General features: G+C 55.3%; 19 protein-coding genes and 1 pseudogene. 15 read left to right on the top strand and 5 right to left on the bottom strand.

Annotation, left to right across the window (positions count from 1 at the left end; genetic code table 11):
- Positions 1 to 211: 211 nt before the first annotated feature.
- Together ligB and LJU29_RS25190 are read left to right on the top strand one after the other, a co-directional pair.
- The gene (gene ligB, locus LJU29_RS25185; protein WP_257111337.1) at positions 212 to 1873 is read left to right on the top strand and encodes an NAD-dependent DNA ligase LigB; all 1662 of its coding nucleotides are present in this window, start codon (positions 212 to 214) and stop codon (positions 1871 to 1873) included.
- A 39-nt stretch (positions 1874 to 1912) separates the two neighbouring features.
- A complete protein-coding gene (locus tag LJU29_RS25190; RefSeq protein ID WP_002555700.1) occupies positions 1913 to 2323 on the top strand; it encodes a DUF1090 domain-containing protein in 411 nt (136 codons plus the stop codon).
- Positions 2324 to 2370: 47 nt separating this feature from the next.
- Here LJU29_RS25190 and LJU29_RS25195 read toward each other — a convergent pair whose 3' ends face one another.
- The 3 genes from LJU29_RS25195 to LJU29_RS25205 all read right to left on the bottom strand — a co-directional run bounded on the left by LJU29_RS25195 (position 2371) and on the right by LJU29_RS25205 (position 4949).
- Entirely contained in the window at positions 2371 to 2772 is a 402-nt protein-coding gene (locus LJU29_RS25195; protein WP_002555701.1) for an MAPEG family protein, read from the bottom strand.
- Positions 2773 to 2886: 114 nt separating this feature from the next.
- Positions 2887 to 4278, bottom strand: a complete 1392-nt coding sequence (locus LJU29_RS25200; RefSeq protein ID WP_060407210.1) for a heavy metal sensor histidine kinase — start codon at positions 4276 to 4278, stop codon at positions 2887 to 2889.
- Positions 4275 to 4949, bottom strand: a complete 675-nt coding sequence (locus LJU29_RS25205; protein WP_004654919.1) for a heavy metal response regulator transcription factor — start codon at positions 4947 to 4949, stop codon at positions 4275 to 4277. The genes LJU29_RS25200 and LJU29_RS25205 overlap by 4 nt, the downstream gene beginning before the upstream one ends.
- Before the next feature lie 266 nt (positions 4950 to 5215).
- On the opposite strand from LJU29_RS25205, the gene LJU29_RS25210 reads away from it, so the two are divergent.
- From LJU29_RS25210 to LJU29_RS30000, 12 genes and pseudogenes are all read left to right on the top strand, one after another.
- On the top strand, positions 5216 to 6442 hold the full coding sequence (locus LJU29_RS25210) for a TolC family protein (protein WP_057454699.1): 1227 nt from the start codon (positions 5216 to 5218) through the stop codon (positions 6440 to 6442).
- 67 nt (positions 6443 to 6509) lie between these two features.
- On the top strand, positions 6510 to 7763 hold the full coding sequence (locus LJU29_RS25215) for an efflux RND transporter periplasmic adaptor subunit (RefSeq protein ID WP_257111338.1): 1254 nt from the start codon (positions 6510 to 6512) through the stop codon (positions 7761 to 7763).
- Positions 7764 to 7787: 24 nt separating this feature from the next.
- Complete coding sequence (locus LJU29_RS25220) at positions 7788 to 10952, top strand: CusA/CzcA family heavy metal efflux RND transporter (RefSeq protein WP_257111339.1); 3165 nt, start codon at positions 7788 to 7790, stop codon at positions 10950 to 10952.
- A gap of 290 nt (positions 10953 to 11242) precedes the next feature.
- On the top strand, positions 11243 to 11830 hold the full coding sequence (locus tag LJU29_RS25225) for a hypothetical protein (protein WP_257111340.1): 588 nt from the start codon (positions 11243 to 11245) through the stop codon (positions 11828 to 11830).
- 112 nt (positions 11831 to 11942) lie between these two features.
- Entirely contained in the window at positions 11943 to 16142 is a 4200-nt protein-coding gene (locus LJU29_RS25230) for an RHS repeat-associated core domain-containing protein (protein ID WP_257111341.1), read from the top strand.
- 4 nt (positions 16143 to 16146) lie between these two features.
- Positions 16147 to 16683: an imm11 family protein gene (locus tag LJU29_RS25235; RefSeq protein WP_054077730.1), complete on the top strand. Its 537-nt coding sequence runs from the start codon at positions 16147 to 16149 to the stop codon at positions 16681 to 16683.
- Between the two features lie 119 nt (positions 16684 to 16802).
- Entirely contained in the window at positions 16803 to 17345 is a 543-nt protein-coding gene (locus tag LJU29_RS29960) for an RHS repeat domain-containing protein (RefSeq protein ID WP_442628512.1), read from the top strand.
- A gap of 138 nt (positions 17346 to 17483) precedes the next feature.
- Positions 17484 to 18935 (top strand): RHS repeat-associated core domain-containing protein, encoded by a 1452-nt coding sequence (locus tag LJU29_RS25240; protein ID WP_442628514.1) that lies wholly within the window; start codon positions 17484 to 17486, stop codon positions 18933 to 18935.
- 5 nt (positions 18936 to 18940) lie between these two features.
- Positions 18941 to 19540 carry a hypothetical protein gene (locus LJU29_RS25245; protein ID WP_257111342.1) on the top strand — a complete coding sequence of 200 codons (600 nt, stop codon included), beginning with the start codon at positions 18941 to 18943 and terminating at the stop codon, positions 19538 to 19540.
- Positions 19541 to 19622: 82 nt separating this feature from the next.
- Positions 19623 to 20301, top strand: a pseudogene (locus tag LJU29_RS25250) (RHS repeat domain-containing protein); the annotation flags it as partial.
- A 363-nt stretch (positions 20302 to 20664) separates the two neighbouring features.
- Positions 20665 to 21012, top strand: a complete 348-nt coding sequence (locus LJU29_RS25255; protein ID WP_081007436.1) for a hypothetical protein — start codon at positions 20665 to 20667, stop codon at positions 21010 to 21012.
- Between the two features lie 813 nt (positions 21013 to 21825).
- Positions 21826 to 22137 (top strand): MafI2 family immunity protein, encoded by a 312-nt coding sequence (locus LJU29_RS30000; protein WP_495629041.1) that lies wholly within the window; start codon positions 21826 to 21828, stop codon positions 22135 to 22137.
- 881 nt (positions 22138 to 23018) lie between these two features.
- On the opposite strand, the gene LJU29_RS25260 is transcribed toward LJU29_RS30000, so the two are convergent.
- Together LJU29_RS25260 and LJU29_RS25265 are read right to left on the bottom strand one after the other, a co-directional pair.
- On the bottom strand, positions 23019 to 24344 hold the full coding sequence (locus LJU29_RS25260; RefSeq protein WP_257111343.1) for an OprD family porin: 1326 nt from the start codon (positions 24342 to 24344) through the stop codon (positions 23019 to 23021).
- 450 nt (positions 24345 to 24794) lie between these two features.
- Entirely contained in the window at positions 24795 to 25019 is a 225-nt protein-coding gene (locus tag LJU29_RS25265) for a hypothetical protein (RefSeq protein ID WP_004663296.1), read from the bottom strand.
- Between the two features lie 217 nt (positions 25020 to 25236).
- Between LJU29_RS25265 and LJU29_RS25270 the strand changes: the two genes are divergently transcribed.
- Positions 25237 to 25566: a DUF2790 domain-containing protein gene (locus LJU29_RS25270; RefSeq protein WP_004663292.1), complete on the top strand. Its 330-nt coding sequence runs from the start codon at positions 25237 to 25239 to the stop codon at positions 25564 to 25566.
- Positions 25567 to 25746 lie beyond the last annotated feature (180 nt).

Raw genomic sequence — 25746 nt, forward strand, 5'->3', positions numbered from 1 at the left:
CGCTGGAGCGTGCGGAACGATAACCTCAACTATCTCAACTATCTCAACTATCGTGCGACGCTCCGCGTCGTATGCCGTTCCGGACGCTCTGCGTCCTGTCATCAAACAGGCCGCGCAGGGCTTTGGCAAAACCCGGTAACCAAGCAACCCGTCTATAAACAACACCAGCAACTAGCCTCATCGAGCCCATTCCTAAAGCAAGGATGCTTCGATGCTGCCCACCATTCGCCTGATGACGTTCGCTCTTGTGTTTCTTCTGCCCGGCCTCGGCAATGCCGGTCAATGCCCTGACTGGCCTGCAGCCAAGGCGCGCAGCGAGGTCACGGCCTTGCAGCAGCAGGTTGCCACGTGGGACGACAGCTACCACCGCCAGGGCCTCTCGAAAATCCCTGACGAGCTTTACGATCAGGCGCGGCAGAAGCTGAGCGTGTGGCGCTCGTGCTTTGCCATTTCCAAACCCGAGTCCGATCCGCTAACGACAGCAGTTGGCCCGCTGCCTCATCCCGTACCGCATACGGGCGTTGTCAAGGCCTGGCTCAAGGGCCGCAAAGACCTGTGGATTCAGCCCAAGATCGACGGCGTGGCAGTCACACTCGTTTACGAAAAAGGTCAGCTTGTGCAAGCGATCAGTCGCGGCGATGGGCGCAAGGGCCAGGACTGGACTTCGCAGGCACGACTGATAAAGGCCATTCCTCAGCGTCTACCCCAACATGACTCCCTGATCCTGCAAGGCGAGCTGTACTGGCGGTTGACCGATCATATTCAGGCAATATCCGGCAGCGTCAACGCGCGCAGCAAGGTGGCAGGCATGCTGGCCCGGCAGACAATCAGCCCGCAGCAGGCTGATGCAATAGGGCTGTTCGTCTGGGACTGGCCGAACGGGCCTGGCGATATGGCTCAACGACTCGCAGGCCTGCAAGCCATGGGCTTTGAAGGCAGCGAGGCTTACACGCACTCACTGGAAAATCATGTTCAGGCTGCGAGATGGCGCGAGCACTGGTACCGCAATCCTCTGCCGTTCGCGACAGATGGCGTGATCATGCGCCAGGGCCAGCGCCCACCGATGCAACGCTGGCAAGCCAGTGCGCCTTACTGGATCGCGGCCTGGAAGCACCCTTACGCACAGGCACTGGCCGAGGTGCGCAAGGTCAGCTTCAATATCGGTCGCAGCGGCAGGATTACCCCTGTGCTGGAGCTGACCCCGGTACGTCTCGACGACCGTACCGTCAGCCGCATCAGCACCGGCTCACTGCAACGCTGGCAAACACTGGATATAAGACCTGGCGATCAGGTAGCCGTGAGCCTGGCCGGGCTGACGATTCCGAGACTCGACGGCGTGATATCCCGCGCGGCCGAACGAGTTGAAATGATCATTCCGCAAGCCGACGACTTTCATGAGTTGAGCTGCTGGCAAGCCACCCCAGGCTGTGAAAGCCAGTTCCGCGCCAGACTGATCTGGCTCAGCGGCAAGAAAGGCCTTGCGCTGCCCGGCGTCGGTCCGGGGACCTGGGACAAGCTTATTGAAAACGGCCAAATAGAGAGCCTGCTCGATTGGATGACCCTGAATCATGCTGAGCTTGCTAACATTCCCGGCTTCGCAGAGCGCAGCAGCGCTAAACTGCTCGCCAGCCTGCAAACAGCGCGTGAACGGCCGTTTCAGACGTGGCTCAAGGCCATCGGACTGCCGCCCACAGGAAGCGCAACACTTCCTGACAATTGGCAGGAACTGGCTGCGCGTAGCGTTGAGCAATGGCAAGCAGAGCCGGGCATAGGGCCTGGCCGGGCAGCGAAACTGAGGTCTTTTTTTCAGGCCCCAGAGGTGCAGGCATTGAGCCATCAATTGCAGGCTCAGGGTATTTCAGGTTTTAAGTAGCGGACGTCCATTTTTTGTCCGTGTTCAAACGGAGTTCATATGCAGTTTTTATCACCACTGATCCTTTTCACCAGTTGCACGCTACTGGCTACAACGCTGCTGGCAGATGAGCAGGCACCCGCACCTTCCGAGTGCCAGATCAAAAGCCAGGAAATCAGCAGCAAGATTCAGGACGCCAAGACCGAAGGAAACAAGGCCGAGCAGGCCGGGCTTGAGAAGGCCCTCGCCGAGGTCAATGCCAACTGCACCGAGACCTCATTGATCAAGCAGAGAAAGCAAAAGGTGCTGGACGCCAAGCAGGAAGTCAGCCGCCGCCAGACCGACTTGAACAAGGCCATGGACAAAGGTGATCCGGAGAAGATCAACAAGCGCAAGGACAAGCTGGCCGAGTCGCGCAAAGAGTTGCAGGAAGCCCAGACCGACCTTGAGAAAGTTCAGCCTGACGATTGATCAAGGTTGCGGCGCTACGGATTATAGGCAGCGCCGCAACCTGGCTGTCAGGATACGGCCGGGAAAGCCGACACGCCGAACAGCGCGACGATGAGCCCCATGCCCACCAGCCAGACTATCGAACGCAGTGCGGCGAGGTCAGCCAGATAGAAGATGATGTACAACAGACGACTGGTGATGAACAGCACCGCCAGCACATCAATGGTCACCAGCTGCGCATTGCCGGCAATGTGCGCAATGATGACTGCCGCAGCGAACGCCGGTGTCGCTTCATAGCTGTTGAGCTGGGCAGCATGCGCACGGCGCGGGAAACCCTCCAGCTTGTCGAGAAAGGCACGCGGGTCATGATTGTGACCACTGCCAAATTTGCCGCTGCCGAACTTGGCGATACCGGCACACATAATCGGCAGCAGGATCGCGACCAGTACGCACCAGAAAGCAACTGTCATACGTCTATCCTTATAGGTTCAGCTTCATCTGAAGCATCCGGGCAATACCCGCTCACAAGCTATGAGCCGGGGGGCAGCGAAAGGTTCTTGAAGAACGACCAGCAACCTGACGCATTACACCAGTTTAGGAAAGATCAGGCTGAACGTCGTGAAGTGTCCGGGCTCGCTCTCGACCGTCACCTGCCCTTCATGCAGGCTCATGATGGAACGCACAATCGCCAGCCCAAGCCCGGTACCGCCCTGCTGTCGCGCGCGGCTGACATGAACCCGATAGAAGCGATCAAAGAGCCGCGGCAGATGTTCGGCATCGATACCATCGCCCGCGTTGCGCACCGCCAGTGACACTTCATCTGCATGCGTGGCAAGTGTGATGGTAATGACACTGCCGGACAGACCGTGGCGAATAGCGTTGGACAGCAGGTTCGAAATCGCTCGCTGAATCATCAGCCGGTCGCCTGTTGCCTTCGCGTTACCCTGAACCTGCAAGGTGATGTCGCGCTCTTCCGCCGAAGATGAAAACAGCTCGGCGACCTTATCGGCTTCTTCGCGCAGGTCGATGACCTCAACCGGCAACGGCGCGGCAGGCTGGCTGACACTGGCCAGAAACAGCATCTGGCTGATCATGCGCGACATGCGCTCCAGTTCCTCGGTGCACGATTCCAGCGCCTGCTTGTACTCTTCCGAAGGGCGCGGCCTGGACAGCGTGACCTGCGCCTTGCCCATCAGGTTGTTCATGGGCGAGCGCAGCTCATGTGCGAGGTCGTCCGAGAACTGCGCCAGCTGCTGCACATCGCCGTCCAGCCGGTGCAGCATGAAATTGACAGCATGCGCCAGGTCGCGCAATTCATCAGGCAGGCCCTTCACTTTCATGCGATGAGACAGATCGCGAGCCGAGATCAGTGCCGTTACTTTTCTGAAAGCACCCAACGGCCTGAGACCACGACGCACCACCCACCAGGCAACGAAGCCGACCAGCAGCAAGATCAGCGGCAGTATCAGGAAAGTCGATTTCAAATAAGCATGCAGCAGCGTGCTGTCGCTTTCCCGATCCATCGACAGCCTGACGAGAATGTCCTGCCCTGTCTTGAGGTGTATTTCCCTGTAACCCATCAGAATCTTGTGGCCGTGTACCGACTGCAACTCCTGAAAGCCTTGAGGTATGTGATCAGCCTCGGGGACAGGCAGGTTCCGGCCTTCCTCATTACCGACCATCATCAATTGCTGCCGAGGGTTGCCCGCGTCGAGCACCATCAACGAGTAGCTGTCGTGTCCGATGATCTGGTCACGCAGGGTATGAGGGTATTGAACAATATCTTCGATGCCGAGAAAGCCCTCGCTCATGCTGTGTTCGATCTGCGCGAACTTCTCGTTCAGGCTGTCTTCGGCGCGCAGATCGAGCTGACGGGAAATAGCCGCATAAGCGAGCATTTCCATTACCAGTACCAGACACGCAATCAGCGCAGTAACGGTCAGCCCCAGGCGCGTCGACAGACGCGTCGGTTTCATTCACGCACTTCCAGCACATAGCCCACGCCGCGCAACGTGTGGATCAGCTTGGTCTCGAAAGGATCGTCGATCTTCGCGCGCAGGCGACGGATCGACACTTCCACCACATTGGTGTCGCAATCGAAGTTCATGTCCCAGACCAGAGAAATGATCTGGGTACGCGACATGACTTCCCCGCTGTGACGCATCAGCAGGTGCAGGAGCGCGAACTCCTTGGTGGTCAGGTCGATGCGCTGGCTGCCGCGAAACGCCCGGTGCCGCCCTTGATCAAGCTCCAGATCGCCAACCTGCAACACCTTGGAGGTGGTGGTCTGCTCGCTGCGCCGCATCAACGTGCGGACCCTTGCCAATAGCTCGGGAAACTCGAACGGCTTGACCAGATAGTCATCCGCGCCCAATTCCAGACCCTTGACCTTCTCTTCCAGGCGCCCTCGTGCAGTGACCATCATGACGCGCGTACTGACCGTCTTCCTCAGGCGACTCAATACCTCCCAGCCGTCCATTTCCGGCAGGTTCACATCCAGTATCACCACATCGTAAGCCTGATGCTGCGCGAGATAGAGGCCATCGAGCCCGGTTGCAGCGATATCGACGATATAGCCACTTTCGGTCAGACCCTGATGCATGTACTCGGCAGTTTTCGGCTCGTCCTCTACGACAAGGATTCGCATAACCAGGCTTCCTGTTTGATGAACGGATGATGACGATGCCGTGCAGTGTACTGAAAAGAAACGCTTATCTTGCTGGATAACAAAATCGTAATTTTCCAGCAATCCCTGTGATAGCTCCGGTTACATAAAGTCCCCACAGCCAACTTCAGCGCCAAGGTGCCTGTTTGTTTTTTGTTTTGATGGGGTGCTTCATGGACAGGGTAATTCATGCGACTGAAGAACAACGTACGCACTCCGCGTACCGGTCTGGTAACAGGGTGCCCGGCATGAAAGTCGCCGCACTTTGCCTGCTGCTGTTGCCATTTGCTGCTCCCGGCATCGCAGCAGCCCAGGGCATCAGCCTGGCTCAGGCGCTGGACGCAGCCTTCGCCCGCAACCCGGAACTCGCCGCCGCGCAATGGGAGATCGGCGTTGCCGAAGGTGATCGCCAGCAGGCCGGGCTGATCCCCAACCCGGTGGTGTCGTGGGAGGTTGAAGACACACGCCGCGAGACCAGCACCACCACCGTGATGCTCAGCCAGGCACTGGAACTGGGCGGCAAGCGCGGAGCACGCATCGAAGCCGCCAGCAAGGGCCAGGACGCCGCCCGGCTGGAGCTGGAGCGACGCGGCAACGAACTGCGGGCCGAAGTGGTTCAGGCGTACTACGCAGCGGCGCGGGCGCAGGCAGGTCTGGACCTGGCGCGCCAGTCCAGAACACTGGCAGAACGCGGTCTGCAGGTTGCCGAAGGGCGTGTTCGGGCGGGCAAGGTGTCACCGGTGGAGGCCACGCGCGCTCAGGTGCAACTGGCTGAAACCGACCTGCTGGTAAGGCGCGCCGAGACCCTGAAGATCAATAGCAACCGTGAACTGGCGCGTACCACAGGTTCGCCGGTCGCCTCTTTCGAGCGTCTGGAGTACACCGATCTGTCGCCGGGCAAGCTGCCACCGAGCGCAAAGCTACTGACCGCCATCAATCAGTCCGCCGAGCTGCGCCTCGCTCAGGCGCAGATAGAACAGCGCGAAGCCACGCTGGGTTCAGAACGCGCCAAGCGCATCCCTGACCTGACCGTCAGCGTCGGCAGCCAGTACAGCCGCGAAGAGCGCGAACGGGTCAACGTCGTGGGCCTGTCGATGCCGCTGCCGTTATTCGACCGGAATCAGGGCAACGTACTTGCAGCATCACGCCGGGCCGACCAGTCACGCGATCTGCGCAATGCCGTTGAACTCAAGCTGCGCACCCAGACCCAGTCAGCCCTCGATCAGTGGAGTACTGCCGCGCAGGAAGTCGAGTCCTTCAATCAGGTCATCCTGCCCGCCGCGCAGCGCGCCGTCGACACCGCAACGCGCGGTTTCGAAATGGGCAAGTTCGGTTTTCTGGAAGTGCTGGATGCGCAACGAACGCTGATTTCAGCGCGCAGCCAGTACCTGGAATCGCTGGCAACCGCCACCGAAGCTCGAGTGGCTGTCGAGCGAATTCACGGTGATCTCAACCGGTTCAGCTTCAACCCCTGACTTTCCTTTTCCGCCTGTATCGAGCGTATCGCAAGGTGCCGCAAGCACCTGATCGCCGGGAGCCTTTATGAACAACAAACGAAGCATTGCCATCACGCTGGCGGTGGTGGCCATCATTGGTCTGGGCAGTCTGACGCTGAACCCGCAGATGCTGCCATTCGCAACTGGAACAGAGCCATCAGGCGAGGAACACGACCATGACGCCGAGCCAGGTCATGTCGACAAGAAGAGCCAAAGCAACGAGAAGAAAACACCAGGCACCGCAGCGTCAGAATCTTCCCATGAAGAGGAAGAGGGACACATCGAACTGAGCGCCGAGCAGATCAAGACTGCGGGCATCGAGCTGGCAAGCGCAGAACCTCGACAGATGAGCACCACTGTGACCTTCCCCGGCGAAATCCGCTTTGATGAGGACCGCACCGCGCATGTCGTGCCTCGGGTCAGCGGTGTGGTCGAATCAGTGAAGGTCGATCTGGGTCAAGCCGTGAAAAAGGGTCAGGTGCTGGCGGTGATTGCCAGCCAGCAGATCTCCGATCAACGCAGCGAACTGAACGCCGCACAACGCCGCCAGGAACTGGCCCGCCTGACGTTACAGCGCGAGAAGAAACTCTGGGAAGACAAGATCTCCGCCGAGCAGGACTACTTGCAAGCGCGCCAGGAGTTTCAGGAGGCCGACATCAACCTGGCCAACGCCCGGCAGAAGATCAGCGCCATCGGTGCCAGCCTGAGCCCATCTGCAGGCAATCGCTACGAATTGATCGCGCCATTTGACGCCATGGTCGTGGAGAAACACCTCGGCATCGGCGAGATGGTCAGCGAAGCGAGCAATGCCTTCACGCTGTCCGACCTGTCGCGTGTCTGGGCCACCTTCGGCGTAGCGCCCAAGGACCTGGACAAGGTGGTGGTCGGTCGTCCGGTCATCGTCAGCGCGCCCGATCTGAATGCGCGGGTCGAAGGCAAGATTGGTTACGTCGGCAGCCTGCTGGGCGAGCAGACTCGCGCTGCCGCCGTGCGCGTGACCCTTGCCAACCCGAAGGGCGCGTGGCGTCCCGGTTTGTTCGTGTCGGTGGAAGTCGCCGCCGAGCAGACCAGCGTGGCGGTCAGCATTCCCGAGTCTGCGATTCAGTCGATTGAGGACAAACCCTCGGTCTTCGTACGCAACGCTGAAGGTTTTCAACTGACACCGGTAACGCTCGGTCGCCGCGATGGCGGCTACGTGGAAATCGTCAAAGGCCTGGCTGGCGGCACACAAGTGGCTGCCGCGGGCAGTTTCATCCTCAAGTCGGAGCTGGGCAAAGGCTCCGCCGAGCACGCCCATTGATCTGCGTCACACGAGTACACCTCCATGTTTGAACGGTTGATTCAATTCGCGATTGAACAGCGCATCGTTGTGATGCTTGCTGTGCTGCTCATGGCTGGGCTGGGCATTGCCAGTTACCAGAAACTGCCTATCGATGCCGTCCCCGACATCACCAACGTACAGGTGCAGATCAACACGTCGGCACCAGGCTTCTCGCCGCTGGAAACCGAACAGCGCATCACGTTCGCCATCGAGACCAACATGGCAGGCCTGCCCGGTCTGCAACAGACGCGCTCGCTGTCGCGCTCGGGCCTGTCTCAGGTCACAGTGATTTTCGAGGACGGCACTGACCTGTTCTTTGCCAGGCAGTTGGTGGGCGAGCGCCTGCAGATTGCCAAGGACCAGTTGCCTGAAGGTGTCGACACGATGATGGGGCCGATTTCCACCGGCCTCGGCGAGATCTTTCTGTGGACGGTCGAGGCCCGTGAGGGCGCACTGAAAGAAGACGGCACGCCGTACACGCCGACCGACCTGCGGGTGATTCAGGACTGGATCATCAAGCCGCAATTACGCAACGTACCGGGCGTGGCCGAGATCAACACCATCGGCGGTTTCGCCAGGCAGTATCAGATTGCGCCCGATCCGAAGAAGCTGGCGGCCTACAAGCTGACGCTGAACGATCTGGTGGCTGCGCTTGAGCGCAACAACGCCAACGTCGGCGCAGGCTACATCGAACGCGGCGGTGAGCAACTACTGATACGCGCACCGGGCCAGCTCGGCACGGTGGACGATATCGCCAACATCGTCATCGCCAATGTGCAGGGCACGCCTATCAGAATCAGCAGCGTGGCCGAGGTCGGTATCGGCAAGGAAATGCGCTCCGGCGCAGCCACCGAAAACGGCCGTGAAGTCGTGCTTGGCACAGTGTTCATGCTGATCGGTGAAAACAGCCGGACGGTGTCACAGGCCGTAGCCGCCAAACTCGCCGACATCAATCGCACACTGCCCGAAGGCGTCGAGGCGGTAACGGTTTACGACCGCACCAACCTGGTCGAAAAAGCCATCGCAACAGTGAAAAAGAACCTGATCGAAGGCGCGATTCTGGTCATCATGATTCTGTTCCTGTTTCTGGGCAACATCCGTGCTGCGCTGATCACCGCCATGGTGATTCCGCTGGCCATGCTGTTTACCTTCACCGGCATGTTCACCAACAAGGTCAGCGCCAACCTGATGAGCCTGGGCGCGCTGGACTTCGGCATTATCGTCGACGGCGCGGTGGTGATCGTCGAAAACGCCATTCGCAGGCTGGCGCATGCCCAGAAGAAATACGGCCGCATGCTGACCCGCTCCGAGCGTTTCCACGAGGTCTTCGCCGCCGCCAGAGAAGCCCGTCGGCCGCTGATTTTCGGTCAGTTGATCATCATGGTCGTGTACTTGCCGATCTTCGCCCTCATCGGCGTGGAAGGCAAAATGTTCCACCCTATGGCGTTCACTGTGGTCATTGCCCTGCTCGGTGCCATGATCCTCTCGGTGACCTTCGTGCCTGCCGCCATCGCCATGTTCGTCACCGGCAAGGTCAAGGAAGAAGAAGGCCTGGTGATGCGCAGCGCTCGCCACCGTTACGCGCCGATACTGAGCTGGGTGCTGGGGCATCGCGCCATCGCATTCGGAATGGCCTTGGTGCTGATTGTCTTGTCGGGGTTCACCGCCAGCCGCATGGGCAGCGAGTTCATCCCGAGCCTGAGCGAAGGCGACTTCGCCTTGCAGGCGCTACGGGTTCCCGGCACCAGCCTGACCCAGTCGGTGGACATGCAGCAGCGTCTGGAAAAAGCCATCATCGAAAAAGTGCCGGAAGTGCAGCGCGTGTTCGCCCGCACCGGCACCGCCGAAATCGCCGCCGACCCGATGCCGCCCAACATCTCTGACAGCTACGTGATGCTCAAACCACAAAGCGAATGGCCGGACCCGGACAAGTCTCGCGAAACACTGATCGCCGACCTGCAAAAGGCCGCCGCCAGTGTGCCGGGCAGCAACTACGAAATGTCCCAGCCGATCCAGTTGCGCTTCAACGAGCTGGTTTCCGGTGTACGCAGTGACGTCGCGGTGAAAGTGTTCGGCGACGACATGAACGTGCTCAACCAGACCGCCGCAAAAATTGCCGCCACCCTGCAAAAAGTGCCAGGCGCTTCAGAAGTGAAAGTGGAACAGACCACCGGCCTGCCGGTACTGACCATCAATATCGATCGCGACAAGGCCGCGCGTTACGGCCTCAACGTGGCCGATGTGCAGGACGCCATCGCCATTGCGCTGGGCGGTCGTCAGGCGGGAACCTTGTATGAGGGCGACCGCCGTTTCGACATGGTGGTGCGCCTGTCCGAGCAACTGCGAACCGATGTGGACGGGCTCTCCAGCCTGCTCATTCCGGTGCCTGCAGTTACTGGCAGCAGTGCTGGCAACCAGCAGATCAGCTTTATCTCCCTGTCTCAGGTCGCCAGCCTCGACCTGGTGCTCGGGCCGAACCAGATCAGCCGCGAGAACGGCAAACGTGTGGTCATCGTCAGCGCCAACGTGCGCGGCCGGGACCTTGGCTCGTTTGTCGAAGAAGCAGCCACCACTATCGATAACGGCGTGCAGATTCCAGCGGGCTACTGGACCAATTGGGGCGGCCAGTTCGAACAACTGCAATCGGCCGCCAAACGCCTGCAGATCGTCGTGCCGGTGGCGCTGCTGCTGGTACTGGCGCTGCTGTTCATGATGTTCAACAACCTCAAGGACGGCCTTCTGGTGTTCACCGGCATCCCGTTCGCCCTGACCGGCGGCGTCATGGCCCTGTGGCTGCGCGACATTCCGCTGTCGATCTCCGCAGGCGTGGGCTTCATCGCCCTGTCGGGTGTGGCGGTGCTGAACGGCCTGGTGATGATCGCCTTCATCCGCAGCCTGCGCGAACAAGGCCACTCGCTGCACAACGCCATCAACGAAGGCGCCCTCACCCGCCTGCGCCCGGTGTTGATGACCGCACTGGTCGCCTCCCTTGGCTTCATCCCCATGGCCCTCGCTACCGGGACTGGTGCCGAAGTGCAGCGACCGCTGGCGACGGTGGTGATTGGCGGGATTCTGTCGTCGACAGCGCTGACGTTGTTGGTATTGCCGGCGTTGTATCAGTGGGCGCATCGGCGGGAGGATGAGGAGGCGGTTGAGGCGTTGAAATAGGGTTCAAAGCAACCGTTCAAGCTCCAGAACGCTCGACAAATAGCCTTCTGGAGCTTTGCCCTGCCCTCACTGAACTTTCATTTGGGAAAAGGTCAAACGATTCAGCCTTCGACAGTAGACTGTGTCTGTAGCCTACTTCCCGCGGTGTTTTCAGACATTTCCAGGCAAGCAGGTAGCCGCAGGGCATACAAACCACCCGCGCAAGTGCTTATCGTCAACCTGCAAATGGCAGTCATTGGGGCCGCCGTGCATAAGGACATGTAGATGTTGACGAACAAGGTTCCGGCCATATGACGCGCACCAGTATTTACGACCGCATCTCCGAACGCCGACTGGCTGACGAAGCCCTGGCGCGTGAGGCAGCCGAACATGCCGCCGCGCAGCAGGCACTTGAACGTGTCGAAGCGCTCACCCCGGTTCCAAAGCCGTTGCTCGACGCGCCCTGCAGTTTCAATTTCGGCGGGTTCCACTTCGGCTTCCCGGAAGATTTCCAGTGCAACGCGATTGAAGCCACCGTTCAAGTGGGCGGAGAGCCTGTCGTCGTCTCCATTCAGCGTCGCGATGTACCTGAAGAGGCAACGCTTGCCGAAGCGTTCGCCGAAGCCTTCAAGGCGCTGCAGCCACTGCATGGCGAAGTCCAGGTCATTCGCCACTATGAAACGCTGTTGGCGGGTAATGCCGCGCTGGCGCTGGATTTTCATTTTCGCGCAGGCCTTGAAGAGCGGCATGGACGCCTGATCGGTTCCATCGTGCCGTGTGCCGATCACAACGAACGCCAATGGCTGAGCGTGGGCTGCGTGATTGACTCCGAAAAGCCCGCGCTGAAAACCTGGTTGCTGGATTTTGACAGCATGCTTGAAGGCCTGACCGCCCCCTGAACTCTATTTCATCGCTGACAGGACACGCTTTAATGGACTATCCGTTGCAGAATATCAGCGTCACGCTAGGTGATCGCACCTCAACTACTCGCAGCCCGCAGGAGTAACGGCGATGTTCGAGGCCGCGCGGTTAATGGATGAGATCGAACACACCGGTGCAATGGCGGGCTTTGTGCTCGGAGCGATCGTGGGCATCGCGGCAGTGGCGTATGTCTCGCTCACCGTCGCCACGTGCGGGTTCGGCGGTTTTTTACTGGCCATGGCAGTCGGCCTGGCCGGTAATGCCATCGCCAGTATCGGGGAGAGTATCGGCAGCGCCTTCAGCTCTCCCGCGGGGCAGATCGAATCTGCCTCGCCCAACGTGTTCATCAATGGCCGCCCTGCTGCCTTTGCCATCGAAAGCACCGCCGTGTGTGACAAGCACTCGCCGATCGTCAAGGTGGCCGAAGGCTCCAGCAACGTCTTCATCAACGGCCAGCCCGCTGCGCGCAAGGGCGACAAGCTGACCTGCGGCGCGAAGATAGGCACCGGCTCGCCCAACGTCTTCATCGGCGGCGGTACCCAACGCTACCTGCCGGTGGACGACGAAGTCTCGGCGATGGCCCGTTACACCGTGGATATTCTGTTGGTCGTGGCCGGCGGCGCCAAGGCCGTGCTCAGCATTGCCAAGCTGGGCATGCAGGCCGGTCTGAAAGCGGCAGGCCCTTGCGCGCTGCAGTTTATGGGCGGTGTCTTTCTCGGGGACGCCATTTTTCGCTTCGGCGTCGCCCCCGTGGCCGAAAAAGTGCTGGGCGGCCTGCACGGCAACCCGGTCGACACCACCACCGGACGCAAACTGCTGATCGACGAGTCCGATTTCAGCCTGCCCGGCCTGATGCCGATCGAGTGGACACGCTTCTACGCCAGCGACCTTGATGTCGACAGCGCGCTGGGCAAGGGCTGGGTGCTGCCCTGGGAACAAAGCCTGCGGCGCAAGGGCAGCTTTCTGTACCTCAGCGACAATCAGGGCCGCAGCGTGCCCTTCGTGACACTGGACTACAACCAGCGCATCTACAACGCACAGGAACAGCTGTACCTGGTGCGTACCGAGGGTGGTCATTACCTGCTGCAAACACTGGATAACGTCTTTTACTACTTCGGTGAAGTACCCGACGACAACCAGCCAGTTCCCCTGCAACGCGTCGAAAACGCCCTCGGTCATTTTCTGCATTTCGTACGCAGCGAAGACGGCGTTCTGACCGACATTTGCTCCACCGGCGGGCATCGCGTGCACCTGCACTACGACGAGGTGACCAACCGTCTGAGCACCGTCAAGCGAATCGTCGGCGACCAGGCCGTCGAGACACTGGTGCGCTATGGCTACGACAACAATGGCCAGTTGAACAGTGTGTACAACCGCAATGGCGACTCGGTGCGCAACTTCAGCTACACCGACGGCCTGATGACCCGCCACGCCAATGCGCTGGGGCTCAGTTGCGAATACCGCTGGGAAGTTCTCGACGGCAAGCCGCGCGTGGTCGAGCACTGGACCAGCGACGGCGAGCACTTTCATTTCGATTATGATTTCGAGGCGCGCCAGACGCGCGTAACCGATGTGCTGGGGCGTCGCGCCGAGGTGACCTACAACAAGGACCGTCGCGTCATCGCCAGCACTGATTTCGGCGGTGAGCAGTACCGTATCGCGCTGGACAACACTGGCAATATCACCGGCCTGACGCTGCCCGATGGCAACCAGCTGGGCTTCGAGTACGACGATCTGTCACGCCTGACCGCAGAAACCGACCCGCTGGGCCGAACCACGCGTTATCAGCATCACTACAAGACCACACTGGTCAAACAGATCACTTACCCTGACGGCGCCATCTGGACGGCCCGCTACGATTCGAAAGGCAATCTGGTTGCCGAGATTGATGCGCTGGGTCAAAAGACCGAATACCTCAACAGCGAAGATGGCCTGCCGCACACCATCATCGATGCGACCTATAAATCCAAATACCTGTGGTGGAACAACCTGGCGCAGGTCGAGCGCTTCCAGGACTGCTCGGGCAAGAGCACCTGGTACCGTTACGACGAGCGCGATCAACTGGTGGCCGTCACTGATGCCCTGAACAACACCACCACACTGGAACGCAAACCTGGCGGCGAAGTGCTGAGCATCAACCATCCGGACGGCACCCGCGAGAGCTTCACCTACAACGCCCACGGCCAGGTCCTGACGCACACCAACGGCAAGGACCAGACCACGCATCTGGCACGCAACGCCCGTGGCCTGCCGATCAGACGCCAGGACCCCAAGGGTTTTATCGTAGGCTACCAGTACGACAAGGCCCTGCGCCTTGCCGCGCTAATCAATGAAAACGACGCCACCTACACGTTCGCCTACGACGACTCCGACCGGCTGATCGAAGAAAAGCGCATCGACCAACTGACCCGCCGTTTCAGCTACAACCTCGGCGGAAACCTGACTCAGGTCGAGGAAATCGGCTACAGCGAGAAAGGTGAACGACCACAGCGCTGCACGCATTTCGAGCGCGACCCGATCGGCCGCTTGCTGGCCAGACTCAACGACGACGCCCGTCAGGATTTCACCTACGACGACAGCGACCGCCTGCTGTCCATTCAGCGCACACCCACTGACGGCGGCAGAAAGATCGATGTCACGGCTGAAAAACTGGAATTCGCTTACGACATTCTGGGCCGCCTGACACAGGAATCGTCGCCCCAGGGCGCGCTGGCCTACGACTACGATCCGCTCAGCAACCTGACCACACTGACCCTTCCCACCGGCCAGCACCTGAATCACCTGTACTACGGCAGCGGTCACCTGCATCAACTGAACCTCGATGGCCAACTGATCAGCGACATGGAGCGCGACGACCTGCACCGCGAGATCTACCGCACGCAGGGCAAACTCACCAGTTGCTTCGGCTATGACGCACTGGGGCGCAAGACCTGGCAGTACGCAACCACCCTGCCCGCTGAAAAACTGTCACAGATCCAGAACCCGCTCATAAAGCCAGAGCGCTACGTCGAGCACGCCTACAACCCGCTCCACCGCCGCTACGAATATGACCCGGCCGGCGAACTGAGCCGCACCCTCGACAAACTGCGTGGCGAAGTCACCTACGAATACGAAGCCAACGGCCGCCTGCTTGAACACAACCCAGAAAAACGCTTCGACGGCGAAGAATTCCGCTACGACGCAGCCGGCAACCGCCTGAACTTCAACACCAGCCGCTTTGACCGTGTCAAAGACAACCGACTCAAAAAGTGGAGCAACCACGAATACAAATACGACGCGTGGGGCAACCTGGTCGAGAAAATCGTCGGCATCGTGCGTTGGCAGACCTTCACCTACGACTGCGAAAACCGCTTGGTCAAAACCGAGACCATGGCCAACAGTCAGGTGGAAAGCACCAGCAGCTACCAGTACGACAGCCTGGGCAGGCGCGTTGGCAAACAGTGGGAGATCAAGGGGCAGACCGGCCAGAAACGCTTTCTCTGGCAGGGATTGCGGATGTTGCGTGAAGAAAGTCTTGGGCAGAGCAGCTTGTACCTCTACGAACCCGGCAGTTATGCGCCGCTGGCCCGTGTTGATGAGAAAGAGGGCGAGGTAGAGAACAAGGTCTACTACTTCCACACCGACCAGATCGGTACGCCGCTGGAGATGACCGACGCCGAAGGGCAGATCGTCTGGCAGGCCAAATATCGGCCGTGGGGGGCGATTGAAAAGCTGGTGGTGAACGAGGTCGAACAGAACCTCAGGTTTCAGGGGCAGTACTTCGATGTCGAGACGGGGCTTCACTACAACACGTTTCGGTATTACGATCCGGAGATTGGGCGGTTTATTACGCAGGATCCGATTGGGTTGAGTGGTGGGGATAATCTCTATCAATATGCTGTTAATTCAACATCCAGAATCGACCCTCTCGGGCTATGCTCTAAGATCTTAAGTTCCAGAATGGTAAATAGCGGCATCGCACGACCAGCCAACTCAGCAGCACACCATATCGTCGGAGATACATCGAAGTTAGCGGAGCCAGCAAGAAGAATCATGGCTAAACATAAAATCGATATTGACGACCCAACTAATGGTGTTTTTTTACCAAACAGAAACAACACAGACTTTAACTTGCCCGGAATAGCACATAATGGAAAGCATCCCAATATCTACTTTGAGAATGTGAACGAAATGATAATTGCCGCCGATCAAGCAGGAGGCAAACCAATGGTATTAAAAACTTTAGACAATATACGTAGCGAGCTTCTCGCAGCCTCTCGCGACAGTAAGTGGGCCAATCTATTTAGGTGACATTGTGAAATATTATAAAATCACTCAGGACGATAGATACAAAACATTGATTGATGGAGATAGCGCAAAAAGTCTTCAACAATTTGCAATCGAGCTGGCATATGGCAAGGTAGAACTGAAAGGTGATGAAGTCTTCAAAGTCAAGTACAATGAAGATGACAGCAAGAAAAAGCCTTTATCGGACATATATACTTTTTTTAGGCCCATCGTTATAGCTTCCGAAAAAGCGATAGAAGCACTTCAATGCACAGGAGAACAACAACCACTGAAACTGGAATTACCTCAAGAAGGTTTTCTAGGTTTTTTTGTAACTCCATTATTAGAAAATTATTTGGACAAAGAAAAATCAAAATATGACCAAGGACCTAATGGATACGTAGTTTATAAAATGGTACTTAAGAACGTGTCAACTATTAAGTATGATATGTTTAGAATCTTGGAAAGCCCGCAAACCATAATTATCAGCGAGCAAGTAAAAGAGCGCATCTTGAAACGCAAACTCAAGGGATTTACCTTTGTCGAAATACCCTGCACCGAATAAATAAACTCACAGAACACATGATGAGTCCGGAATAGCGCTAGCTGTAGTTACAGTCCACCCAGTCGATGAGATACCATTGATTAACCCTCTGCTTGTTGTAGATATTGAAAGTGTGGATATTGATCCGGGCTATTAACAACCAGTTCTTTAAAAACAAAACTGACGGCAAGGACCAGACCACCCATCTGGCCCGCAACGCCCGTGGCCTGCCGATCAGACGCCAGGACCCCAAGGGTTTTATCGTAGGCTACCAGTACGACAAGGCCCTGCGCCTTGCCGCGCTAATCAATGAAAACGACGCCACCTACACGTTCGCCTACGACGACTCCGACCGGCTGATCGAAGAAAAGCGCATCGACCAACTGACCCGCCGTTTCAGCTACAACCTCGGCGGAAACCTGACTCAGGTCGAGGAAATCGGCTACAGCGAGAAAGGTGAACGACCACAGCGCTGCACGCATTTCGAGCGCGACCCGATCGGCCGCTTGCTGGCCAGACTCAACGACGACGCCCGTCAGGATTTCACCTACGACGACAGCGACCGCCTGCTGTCCATTCAGCGCACACCCACTGACGGCGGCAGAAAGATCGATGTCACGGCTGAAAAACTGGAATTCGCTTACGACATTCTGGGCCGCCTGACACAGGAATCGTCGCCCTAGGGCGCGCTGGCCTACGACTACGATCCGCTCAGCAACCTGACCACACTGACCCTTCCCACCGGCCAGCACCTGAATCACCTGTACTACGGCAGCGGTCACCTGCATCAACTGAACCTCGATGGCCAACTGATCAGCGACATGGAGCGCGACGACCTGCACCGCGAGATCTACCGCACGCAGGGCAAACTCACCAGTTGCTTCGGCTATGACGCACTGGGGCGCAAGACCTGGCAGTACGCAACCACCCTGCCCGCTGAAAAACTGTCACAGATCCAGAACCCGCTCATAAAGCCAGAGCGCTACGTCGAGCACGCCTACAACCCGCTCCACCGCCGCTACGAATATGACCCGGCCGGCGAACTGAGCCGCACCCTCGACAAACTGCGTGGCGAAGTCACCTACGAATACGAAGCCAACGGCCGCCTGCTTGAACACAACCCAGAAAAACGCTTCGACGGCGAAGAATTCCGCTACGACGCAGCCGGCAACCGCCTGAACTTCAACACCAGCCGCTTTGACCGTGTCAAAGACAACCGACTCAAAAAGTGGAGCAACCACGAATACAAATACGACGCGTGGGGCAACCTGGTCGAGAAAATCGTCGGCATCGTGCGTTGGCAGACCTTCACCTACGACAGCGAAAACCGCCTGGTCAAAACCGAGACCATGGCCAACAGTCAGGTGGAAAGCACCAGCAGCTATAAGTACGACAGCCTGGGCAGGCGCGTTGCCAAACAGTGGGAGATCAAGGGGCAGACCGACCGGAAACGCTTTCTCTGGCAAGGCCTGCGCTTGCTGCGTGAGGAAAGCCCGGGACAGAGCAGCCTGTATCTGTACGAGCCAGGCAGCTATGCGCCTTTGGCCCGTATTGATGAGAAAGAGGGCGAGGTAGAGAACAAGGTCTACTACTTCCACACCGACCAGATCGGTACGCCGCTGGAGATGACCGACGCCGAAGGGCAGATCGTCTGGCAGGCCAAATATCGGCCGTGGGGGGCGATTGAGAAGCTGGTGGTGAACGAGGTCGAGCAGAACCTGAGGTTTCAGGGTCAGTATTTCGATGTGGAGACGGGGCTTCACTACAACACGTTTCGGTATTACGATCCGGAGATTGGACGGTTTATTACGCAGGATCCGATTGGGTTGAGTGGTGGGGATAATCTCTATCTGTATGCGCCTAATCCTTATGGGTGGGTTGATCCATTCGGTCTTTCATGTACTTCTGATGCGAGACTATTAAGAGCAAATCTCGGTAGCAGCCCGTTGGGTGGTGGAAAGTTTGATGCTCATCATATTGTGCTATCCAACTCAAAAGACCCAATGATGAAAGCATTACGTGAACAGATGGAAGGCTTTAAAATAAAAATCAATGACAAACGTAATGGAATCTGGCTTCCTAACAATGAGTCAGACAGAATTCCCGGCACAAATACAACTCCACACAAAGGCGCCGGAGTCCATGGGAAAGCTTACAGGCAACATATATTTGAAACCTTGTCTGGCGCACAGACAAGAGAAGAATTTCTAAACTCTCTAAGCATGATTAAAAAATCGTTAACTGATGGAATAGAGTTTCCAAAAGCGAGGTAGCCCCAATGAGCCATGAAGACTTAATAGCATTTAAAAATTTGACCTTGGAGAAATTGGAAAATGATGATTTTCGAAAAGCTTTTTTATTTAATACTAACCTAGACTATAAGGTTTCCTGGTCTAAGGGGCCTGCATGTTCTATTATACCTTTAGACTTAGAAATGTCAGGCGTAAAGCCTGTCGAATTTTTAGCTCAAGAACCAAAAAACAAAAAGAATGTTTATAAACATTACTTTTTAGACACCACCTTAATTAGAATCGAATCATTCGATAGGGCTGGGCTACTCAGTGAAATTGAGACAGAATCGACAGACGGCGGGATAAAATACTCTCTTCGAAAGGATAATTTCGGAGAAGTTAATTGGCTGAAAGCTGTCGAGTTTGAAGAAGGACTTCCTATTAGGGCGTGCAGAATAGATTCCGATTCAGAATTTTGGAGTTACCGTTACAAATGGGAAAACATGAAAATTGTGGAAATCACAACCTTCTCAAGCAATAGCACACCTGGCATTAAGCTGTCTATCAGCTACTCTGGCGAGGAGGTCAACAGTATTTTTTTTGATCACAAGGGCAGCAAGATTTTCATTTATAATGAAAATCAATGACTTTATAATCTAAGATTTTTGCATCTCTATAAAAACTATAGATAAAGTAGATCTTAACTGAAATGCGAGAGGCAACTGCCTTAAAGAAAACCGCCTCAAACAATGGAGCAACCACGAATACAAGTACGACGGGTGGGGCAATCTGGTCGAGAAAATCGTCGGCATCGTCCGCTGGCAAACCTTCACCTACGACAGCGAAAACCGCCTGGTCAAAACCGAGACCATGGCCAACAGTCAGGTGGAAAGCACCAGCAGCTACCAGTACGACAGCCTGGGGAGATGCGTTGCCAAACAGTGGGAGATCAAGGGGCAGACCGGCCAGAAACGCTTTCTCTGGCAGGGATTGCGGATGTTGCGTGAAGAAGAGCAGCCTGTACCTCTACGAACCCGGCAGTTATGCGCCGCTGGCCCGTGTTGATGAGAAAGAGGGCGAGGTAGAGAACAAGGTCTACTACTTCCACACCGACCAGATCGGTACGCCGCTGGAGATGACCGACGCCGAAGGGCAGATCGTCTGGCAGGCCAAATATCGGCCGTGGGGGGCGATTGAAAAGCTGGTGGTGAACGAGGTCGAACAGAACCTCAGGTTTCAGGGGCAGTACTTCGATGTCGAGACGGGGCTTCACTACAACACGTTTCGGTATTACGATCCGGAGATTGGGCGGTTTATTACGCAGGATCCGATTGGGTTGAGTGGTGGGGATAATCTCTATCAATATGCGCCTAATCCTACTGGGTGGGTTGATCCTTTAGGTCTTTGTAACGGTTCCGGAAATGGCTCACTAGAAATTGCACCGGGCAAATTTGACTACCTATTTGGCCGCGCAGCTAGTAACGCTCATAATGCAGCCAGATCGAACCAGCTTGCTCTCGAAATGAAGAGGCTTGGTGTTCCTGATACTACTTCTGGCCGTCAGATGCTAACTGAGCATTTGGCGTCATCCACAAAAACCCAAGGCAACGTTATGAGTACTTTTTCCAACCAGTATGGGATGTTTGAGGTCAGAGAACCCCTATTCATAGGCCCATCGGGTCGAGCAGCCAACTTCAAAAGTACTTTCCAAATACTTGATAATGAAACTCGGAAACTTATAACCTTATTACCCGTTCACTAAGGAGTGACTATGAAATTTCCGAGCCCCGATGATTTCTTAGAAGAATTTGGCATTGAGCCTGTCGAGATGGATACCAGCTCAGCTCTATTTCGTTATAATATAAAATCGAAAAACAGTGAGATTGAAGCTGATATATCCTTCAGTGCCGTAATGCGATCTTTTCAAATAGCACTTTATGTTTCAGCGAAGGAAACTGCCATAGTATCATCAGAAAATGTAGAATCCATTGAATTTATGCGCACTAGTTCCGGGGCAGGAATTCGCGTAATATTTGATATATGCGAAACCATTTCAGAAGCTCAGATTTTAATTGAACCTGAACTGAGCTGTCGTTGGTGGACATTACGGAACGCATGAGCACCTTAGAATTCCATATGCCTTTCAATTTACTTCATTATTAAGATGATCAATCAAGCCCCCATTATAGAAGCTTCCCTCTACGCTTCTTGGGGCAGCATTGGGTAACAAAGACGGGTTGCTCCCATAATTAAAAGATGTAAATCGTTGTCAATTTAGAGCTTTTGAAGCGGTTATTGCCAGCGCTGTAAATAATAGAGGGCAGTAGACATTGAGCTTGACTTAATATATGACAGCGGCGGCGCACAAACTATATATACCAATAATGCCTATCGTCAAGACAAGAAAATACTAGAAAGTATACTTGAGAATACATATGAAAGATAAAGATTCTTCAAACCAAGCCCTGTAAACTATCGAAAAGTTCATGCAAGAAATGAACGTTTGGGAAGCCGAGCTTTTCAGACTAAGAAAAAAGAGCTAATAGAGGGTAAAGATAATTTACCTCTAAAGAAAGCTTACAGAAGCAAACTAGAAGTAACACTAAAAATATGCAATAGAAGACAAAAGCAACTCCTGCAGACTAATAGACTTAGGCTATACGAATTCACCCACATACGACCCCAAAAGCGATATATTGAAAAAATCACTAATGAAAAATTTTGTTACTATAATAGCCCAGCAAACGATTAGAACAGAAACCTTATCGAAAAAAACATTAAAACTCCAAAACAACAAATGATTGATAACGAAAAAGGAAATCTTAAGCCATGATGAAAAATCGCGACGCGCACCATTATAAGTCAATTAGCAACAATGTAACTCTTACTAATAAAAAAGAGTAATTACAAGCTAAACGTTCGGATCGAAGCCATGAAAACCTTGCCTGACTGGTTGATTTTGTGCGTATGGCGCGCTCTAATTGGTGAGATATATCCTGAAATAAGAGCAATCGCTATTTCTCTAACGGATGACCGAACACTATTTATTTGTTACTATCTTGACAGGCCACCCACAGACTTTGGCTGGGAAAGCTTAGAGGTCGTATCTACAAATATTTCAGCATCAATTGGTCAAGATAAAATCCTCCAAATAGACCTGGAGTGTAAGTTTTACTTGAGTCCAATCGGAAGTCTTGAGCATCTTGAAGGTTTTGTCTACTGCCGTCGGGAGTATGAGTCATAGGGGCAAGCGGACCATCTAAAAAAACAGCATGGTCAAAAGCAAGGTCCAGAATCAATCTTTTCGGATATTGCTAAAAATATCCAACAAGCAAACAAACTGTATATTTACGGGCCCGGCAGCTATGCCAGCAGCCCATGCTGATCAACAGAAAGTTGAAGTATAGGACTTTATTACTTTCACATCGAAAAGACTGGTAAAATCTTGGAGATTGCGGGTGATGAGAAAAAAATAATCGCGCAAAGCTTGAGGTGTTCAATCCAAATTAACTCTAAAACAATCAACCAAGAAACCATATTAAAAGCTGACGACATAGATATACACACAGCCAAAGTCCTAGAACAGGCTAAGGCACATGTTTTTTATACACGGGTTAAATCTTGAAATCTACAACATAAATGGAAGCTCAAGCATGAGACAAATTGTAGATTACATAATAGACACTCTCGAGAAAAGCGGCAGGACCTTCTACGGAGCAAAGGAATGCACACTCAAACTAGGAAGATTGGCACCAGACCACCCAGTTAGCTGGATCGCTAAAAAGATGGAAAACAACATCTTAGTTTTAATAATCGACCGCAAATCTAACGGCGTTATACATGCAATGTTGACCACGGCTAAAACGACCTAACACTAGGTATGTAGAGCACAATTACGACTTTGCCTAAGCAGCTACTGAATTAAAGTTGGCATAGCGTGGACGCCCCATGGCCTTGAATCATATCAATGCACAAAGAAAACTCGCCTCATCATTTGGTGAGTTCATCAGCGGGTTGAAAAATGAAGATGAGGTAGATCTCTGATTCCCTTGCCAACAGTCGTCTCCTTTCTAGCCCGTCCAATTGTGAAGCGCCCCAAAGGACGCCTCACTCAATCATCCCCCCTCAAAGCACACTCAACGGATACTCCACAATCACCCGCACCTCATCCAGATCCGATTCGAACGCTGTGGCACGAGTCGTTGCCTGGCGCACGCGCAGCGACAGGTCTTTGAGTGATCCGGTCTGCACGATGTATTTCGCTTCGATATCGCGCTCCCAGCGTTTTTGATCGGTCAGCGGGTTGCCTTGTGCGTCGCGGCGCATGTAGGTGCTGTTGGCGTTGGAGTAGTCGGCGTCGGTGCCTTTGCCGTAGCGGGTCATGAATGACAGGCCGGGCACGCCGAAGGTGGACATGTCGAGGTTGTAGGTGACCATCCACGAGCGTTCTTTGGGTGAGTTGAAGTCGCTGTACTGGATGGAGTTGGCCAGGTAGATGGAGTCGGACTGCCGGAGGTAGTCGAAATCGTCATCACCTTCGTTGCGCTGGTGCGAAAGCGACAGGGTGTGCGCGCCGTATTGCAGGGCGAGTTTTGCGCTCCAGATGTCGTTGTCGAATTCGCCGAGTAGCTTTTTGCCTTCGTCGGTGGCGTTGTAATAGTTCAGGCTGCTGGTCAGCGACAGGTCGTCAGAGAGCGGCAGCACGTAGGACGCTGACGCGTATTTCTGATCCCAGGCGTCTTTGAGTCGGCTGGTGTAGAGGCCAAGGCTCAGCCTGTCGGTGGCCTGATAGTCACCGCCGAAGTAGGCAACCCATGGAGAGTCCACGGCACCGCCGTAGAAGGTGACGAAACCGTCGCGCATGTTGCTGGAAACGGGCTGGCTCATGGAGTGCAGGCGACCGCCTTGCAGGGTCAGGCCGCTGATGCTGTTGTTGACGGCGGTAACGCCGCGAAAGCTTTCCGGCAGCAGACGGGAGTCGCCGAAGGCAACCACCGGGGTGGACGGAAACACATCGCCCACGTTGACGACGGTGTCGAAGGCTCTGGCCTTCAGCGAGCCACCTACCTTGGTGTATTCGTCACGGGCGCGGCCTTCCCCATCGACCGGCAGCACGTCGAACGCGCTGCGGCCGCCGTTGCGGCCGTCACCGGTGTCGAGCTTGATACCGATCATGGCAAATGCATCGACCCCGACGCCAAAGGTGCCTTGAGTAAAACCTGACTGGAATCGCCCGATGATGCCTTGCGCCCACGCTTCGGAGTAACCATTGCCGGTAGGGCTGGATTCGCCGTTGCGGTGGTCGCGGTTCATGTAGAAGTTGCGGTTGAGTACGGTCAGCGTGCTGCCTTCGATGAAGCCTTCTTTTTGCTCTTCGGCGAATACGGCAGCCGGTGCAACACCGGCGAGGGTCGAACACAGGGCCAGTGATAAAGTTTTAAGTTGAGTCATGTGCGCTCCGTCTAATCGGCAGATTGTTATAAACATGTCGATCTGGCTGTTTTTATTAACCCGAGCGCTGCCAGTGGGGCACAATCTTGAAGTGGCGAAGATAACGCCGAGGTGACGGAAAGATTACAAATATGAAAGGAAGTGCATTACAGCGCGCCGTTGCTCAATAAAATAAAATACGCTTTGACCGGTGTAATCAGACATTCAAGATCGGACGCAGGGCGTCCAGAACGGCATTCCATGGTTCAAGTGCGTTCCTTCTGGCGGCTGTACCGGCCTTTTCGCGAGCAAGCTCGCTCCCACGGGCGCTGGAGCATGGGCGTGATAACGATTTGTGTAGATACGGGAATAAAAAAGCGCCCCGAAGGACGCTTAAAGATTCGCCCCGACCAAAGGAGCAGGGAGCTACCAAGGGCGAATGGGGGTGCAGCGAGTCGGGCATCAAAGGCATCAGCCTTCGGACTTGGTCGACCGCTCGGCCTTGGCGTTGTCGTCTGTGTTGACGTAGCGCTCGGCTTTGTTGCTGCTGTTCTGTTCCTTGAAGCGCAGTTCCTGTGCAAGACGCATCTTGTCAGCCGCTGTGCTTGCGTACTCGTTGCCGTCGTCGGCGAAGGCTGCAGTGGCGGACAAGGCAGCTACGGCGAAAACCATCGACTTGATCAGTTTCATCATCATTACCTCTTTCGGTGTGTAAGGAGTTCCTTAAAAGCGCAGTGCTCGTCAGGGATGAAACAAGCTTACGTCCGGGTAGCTAACAGGAAGGTGAGCAGAGAATGACAATACTGTTAGAAAGCTGACATCTGCGAGATTACCGATTTGTAATGTTTCAGCCACTTTCCGGTTAGTGCGCACTTGGTAAGGTTGAACCACATTCAAACGGAGACAAAAGAAAATGCGCACCGCCAAATCGTTATTACTTGCTCTGGTCATTCTTTCGCCACTGAGTGCTTACGCTTACACCACTGATGAAGTCAAAGCCACCACAGTGATCAAGGAACACCAGGCCAGCGTGCAGAAATACGCCGCTATCCATAACAAGCCGATGCCGGAGATCAAGGAGTACAAATACGGAATGAAGCTCGACGTTGCCAAGGTCATTCGCAAATCCCCGGACCTGCAAACCTGTAGCGTGATGCCGAAACTGATGACCTACGAGGACTCCAAAGGCAAGTTGAACACCGTGCAGTACCAGGTCCTGAGCGGGTGCAGAAACAGCCAATGATTCTGAACCTGCCAGGGAGGCCACCCACTGTTACATCCCCCATCAGCCCGGACCGTTATCCGGGCTGACTTTTTTGTGTCTGCAATGCCCCGCTTCTTGCGCTTTCAAGCCTGCCTCATTCACTGATTCCTGCCTTTTTTGCAACATCACCGCATCTGCGTGGTCAACGCAAACCCCACT

The organism is Pseudomonas ficuserectae (assembly GCF_024584585.1).
Taxonomy (GTDB): Bacteria; Pseudomonadota; Gammaproteobacteria; order Pseudomonadales; family Pseudomonadaceae; genus Aquipseudomonas; species Aquipseudomonas amygdali.

What these genes read in the sequence shown, in the direction of transcription:
- ligB (WP_257111337.1), top strand. Translation starts at nt 212, where the DNA reads ATGCTGCCCACCATTCGCCTGATGACGTTCGCTCTTGTGTTTCTTCTG.
- LJU29_RS25190 (WP_002555700.1), top strand. Translation starts at nt 1,913, where the DNA reads ATGCAGTTTTTATCACCACTGATCCTTTTCACCAGTTGCACGCTACTG.
- LJU29_RS25195 (WP_002555701.1), bottom strand. Translation starts at nt 2,772, where the DNA reads ATGACAGTTGCTTTCTGGTGCGTACTGGTCGCGATCCTGCTGCCGATT.
- LJU29_RS25200 (WP_060407210.1), bottom strand. Translation starts at nt 4,278, where the DNA reads ATGAAACCGACGCGTCTGTCGACGCGCCTGGGGCTGACCGTTACTGCG.
- LJU29_RS25205 (WP_004654919.1), bottom strand. Translation starts at nt 4,949, where the DNA reads ATGCGAATCCTTGTCGTAGAGGACGAGCCGAAAACTGCCGAGTACATG.
- LJU29_RS25210 (WP_057454699.1), top strand. Translation starts at nt 5,216, where the DNA reads ATGAAAGTCGCCGCACTTTGCCTGCTGCTGTTGCCATTTGCTGCTCCC.
- LJU29_RS25215 (WP_257111338.1), top strand. Translation starts at nt 6,510, where the DNA reads ATGAACAACAAACGAAGCATTGCCATCACGCTGGCGGTGGTGGCCATC.
- LJU29_RS25220 (WP_257111339.1), top strand. Translation starts at nt 7,788, where the DNA reads ATGTTTGAACGGTTGATTCAATTCGCGATTGAACAGCGCATCGTTGTG.
- LJU29_RS25225 (WP_257111340.1), top strand. Translation starts at nt 11,243, where the DNA reads ATGACGCGCACCAGTATTTACGACCGCATCTCCGAACGCCGACTGGCT.
- LJU29_RS25230 (WP_257111341.1), top strand. Translation starts at nt 11,943, where the DNA reads ATGTTCGAGGCCGCGCGGTTAATGGATGAGATCGAACACACCGGTGCA.
- LJU29_RS25240 (WP_442628514.1), top strand. Translation starts at nt 17,484, where the DNA reads ATGGAGCGCGACGACCTGCACCGCGAGATCTACCGCACGCAGGGCAAA.
- LJU29_RS25245 (WP_257111342.1), top strand. Translation starts at nt 18,941, where the DNA reads ATGAGCCATGAAGACTTAATAGCATTTAAAAATTTGACCTTGGAGAAA.
- LJU29_RS25255 (WP_081007436.1), top strand. Translation starts at nt 20,665, where the DNA reads ATGAAATTTCCGAGCCCCGATGATTTCTTAGAAGAATTTGGCATTGAG.
- LJU29_RS30000 (WP_495629041.1), top strand. Translation starts at nt 21,826, where the DNA reads ATGAAAACCTTGCCTGACTGGTTGATTTTGTGCGTATGGCGCGCTCTA.
- LJU29_RS25260 (WP_257111343.1), bottom strand. Translation starts at nt 24,344, where the DNA reads ATGACTCAACTTAAAACTTTATCACTGGCCCTGTGTTCGACCCTCGCC.
- LJU29_RS25265 (WP_004663296.1), bottom strand. Translation starts at nt 25,019, where the DNA reads ATGATGATGAAACTGATCAAGTCGATGGTTTTCGCCGTAGCTGCCTTG.
- LJU29_RS25270 (WP_004663292.1), top strand. Translation starts at nt 25,237, where the DNA reads ATGCGCACCGCCAAATCGTTATTACTTGCTCTGGTCATTCTTTCGCCA.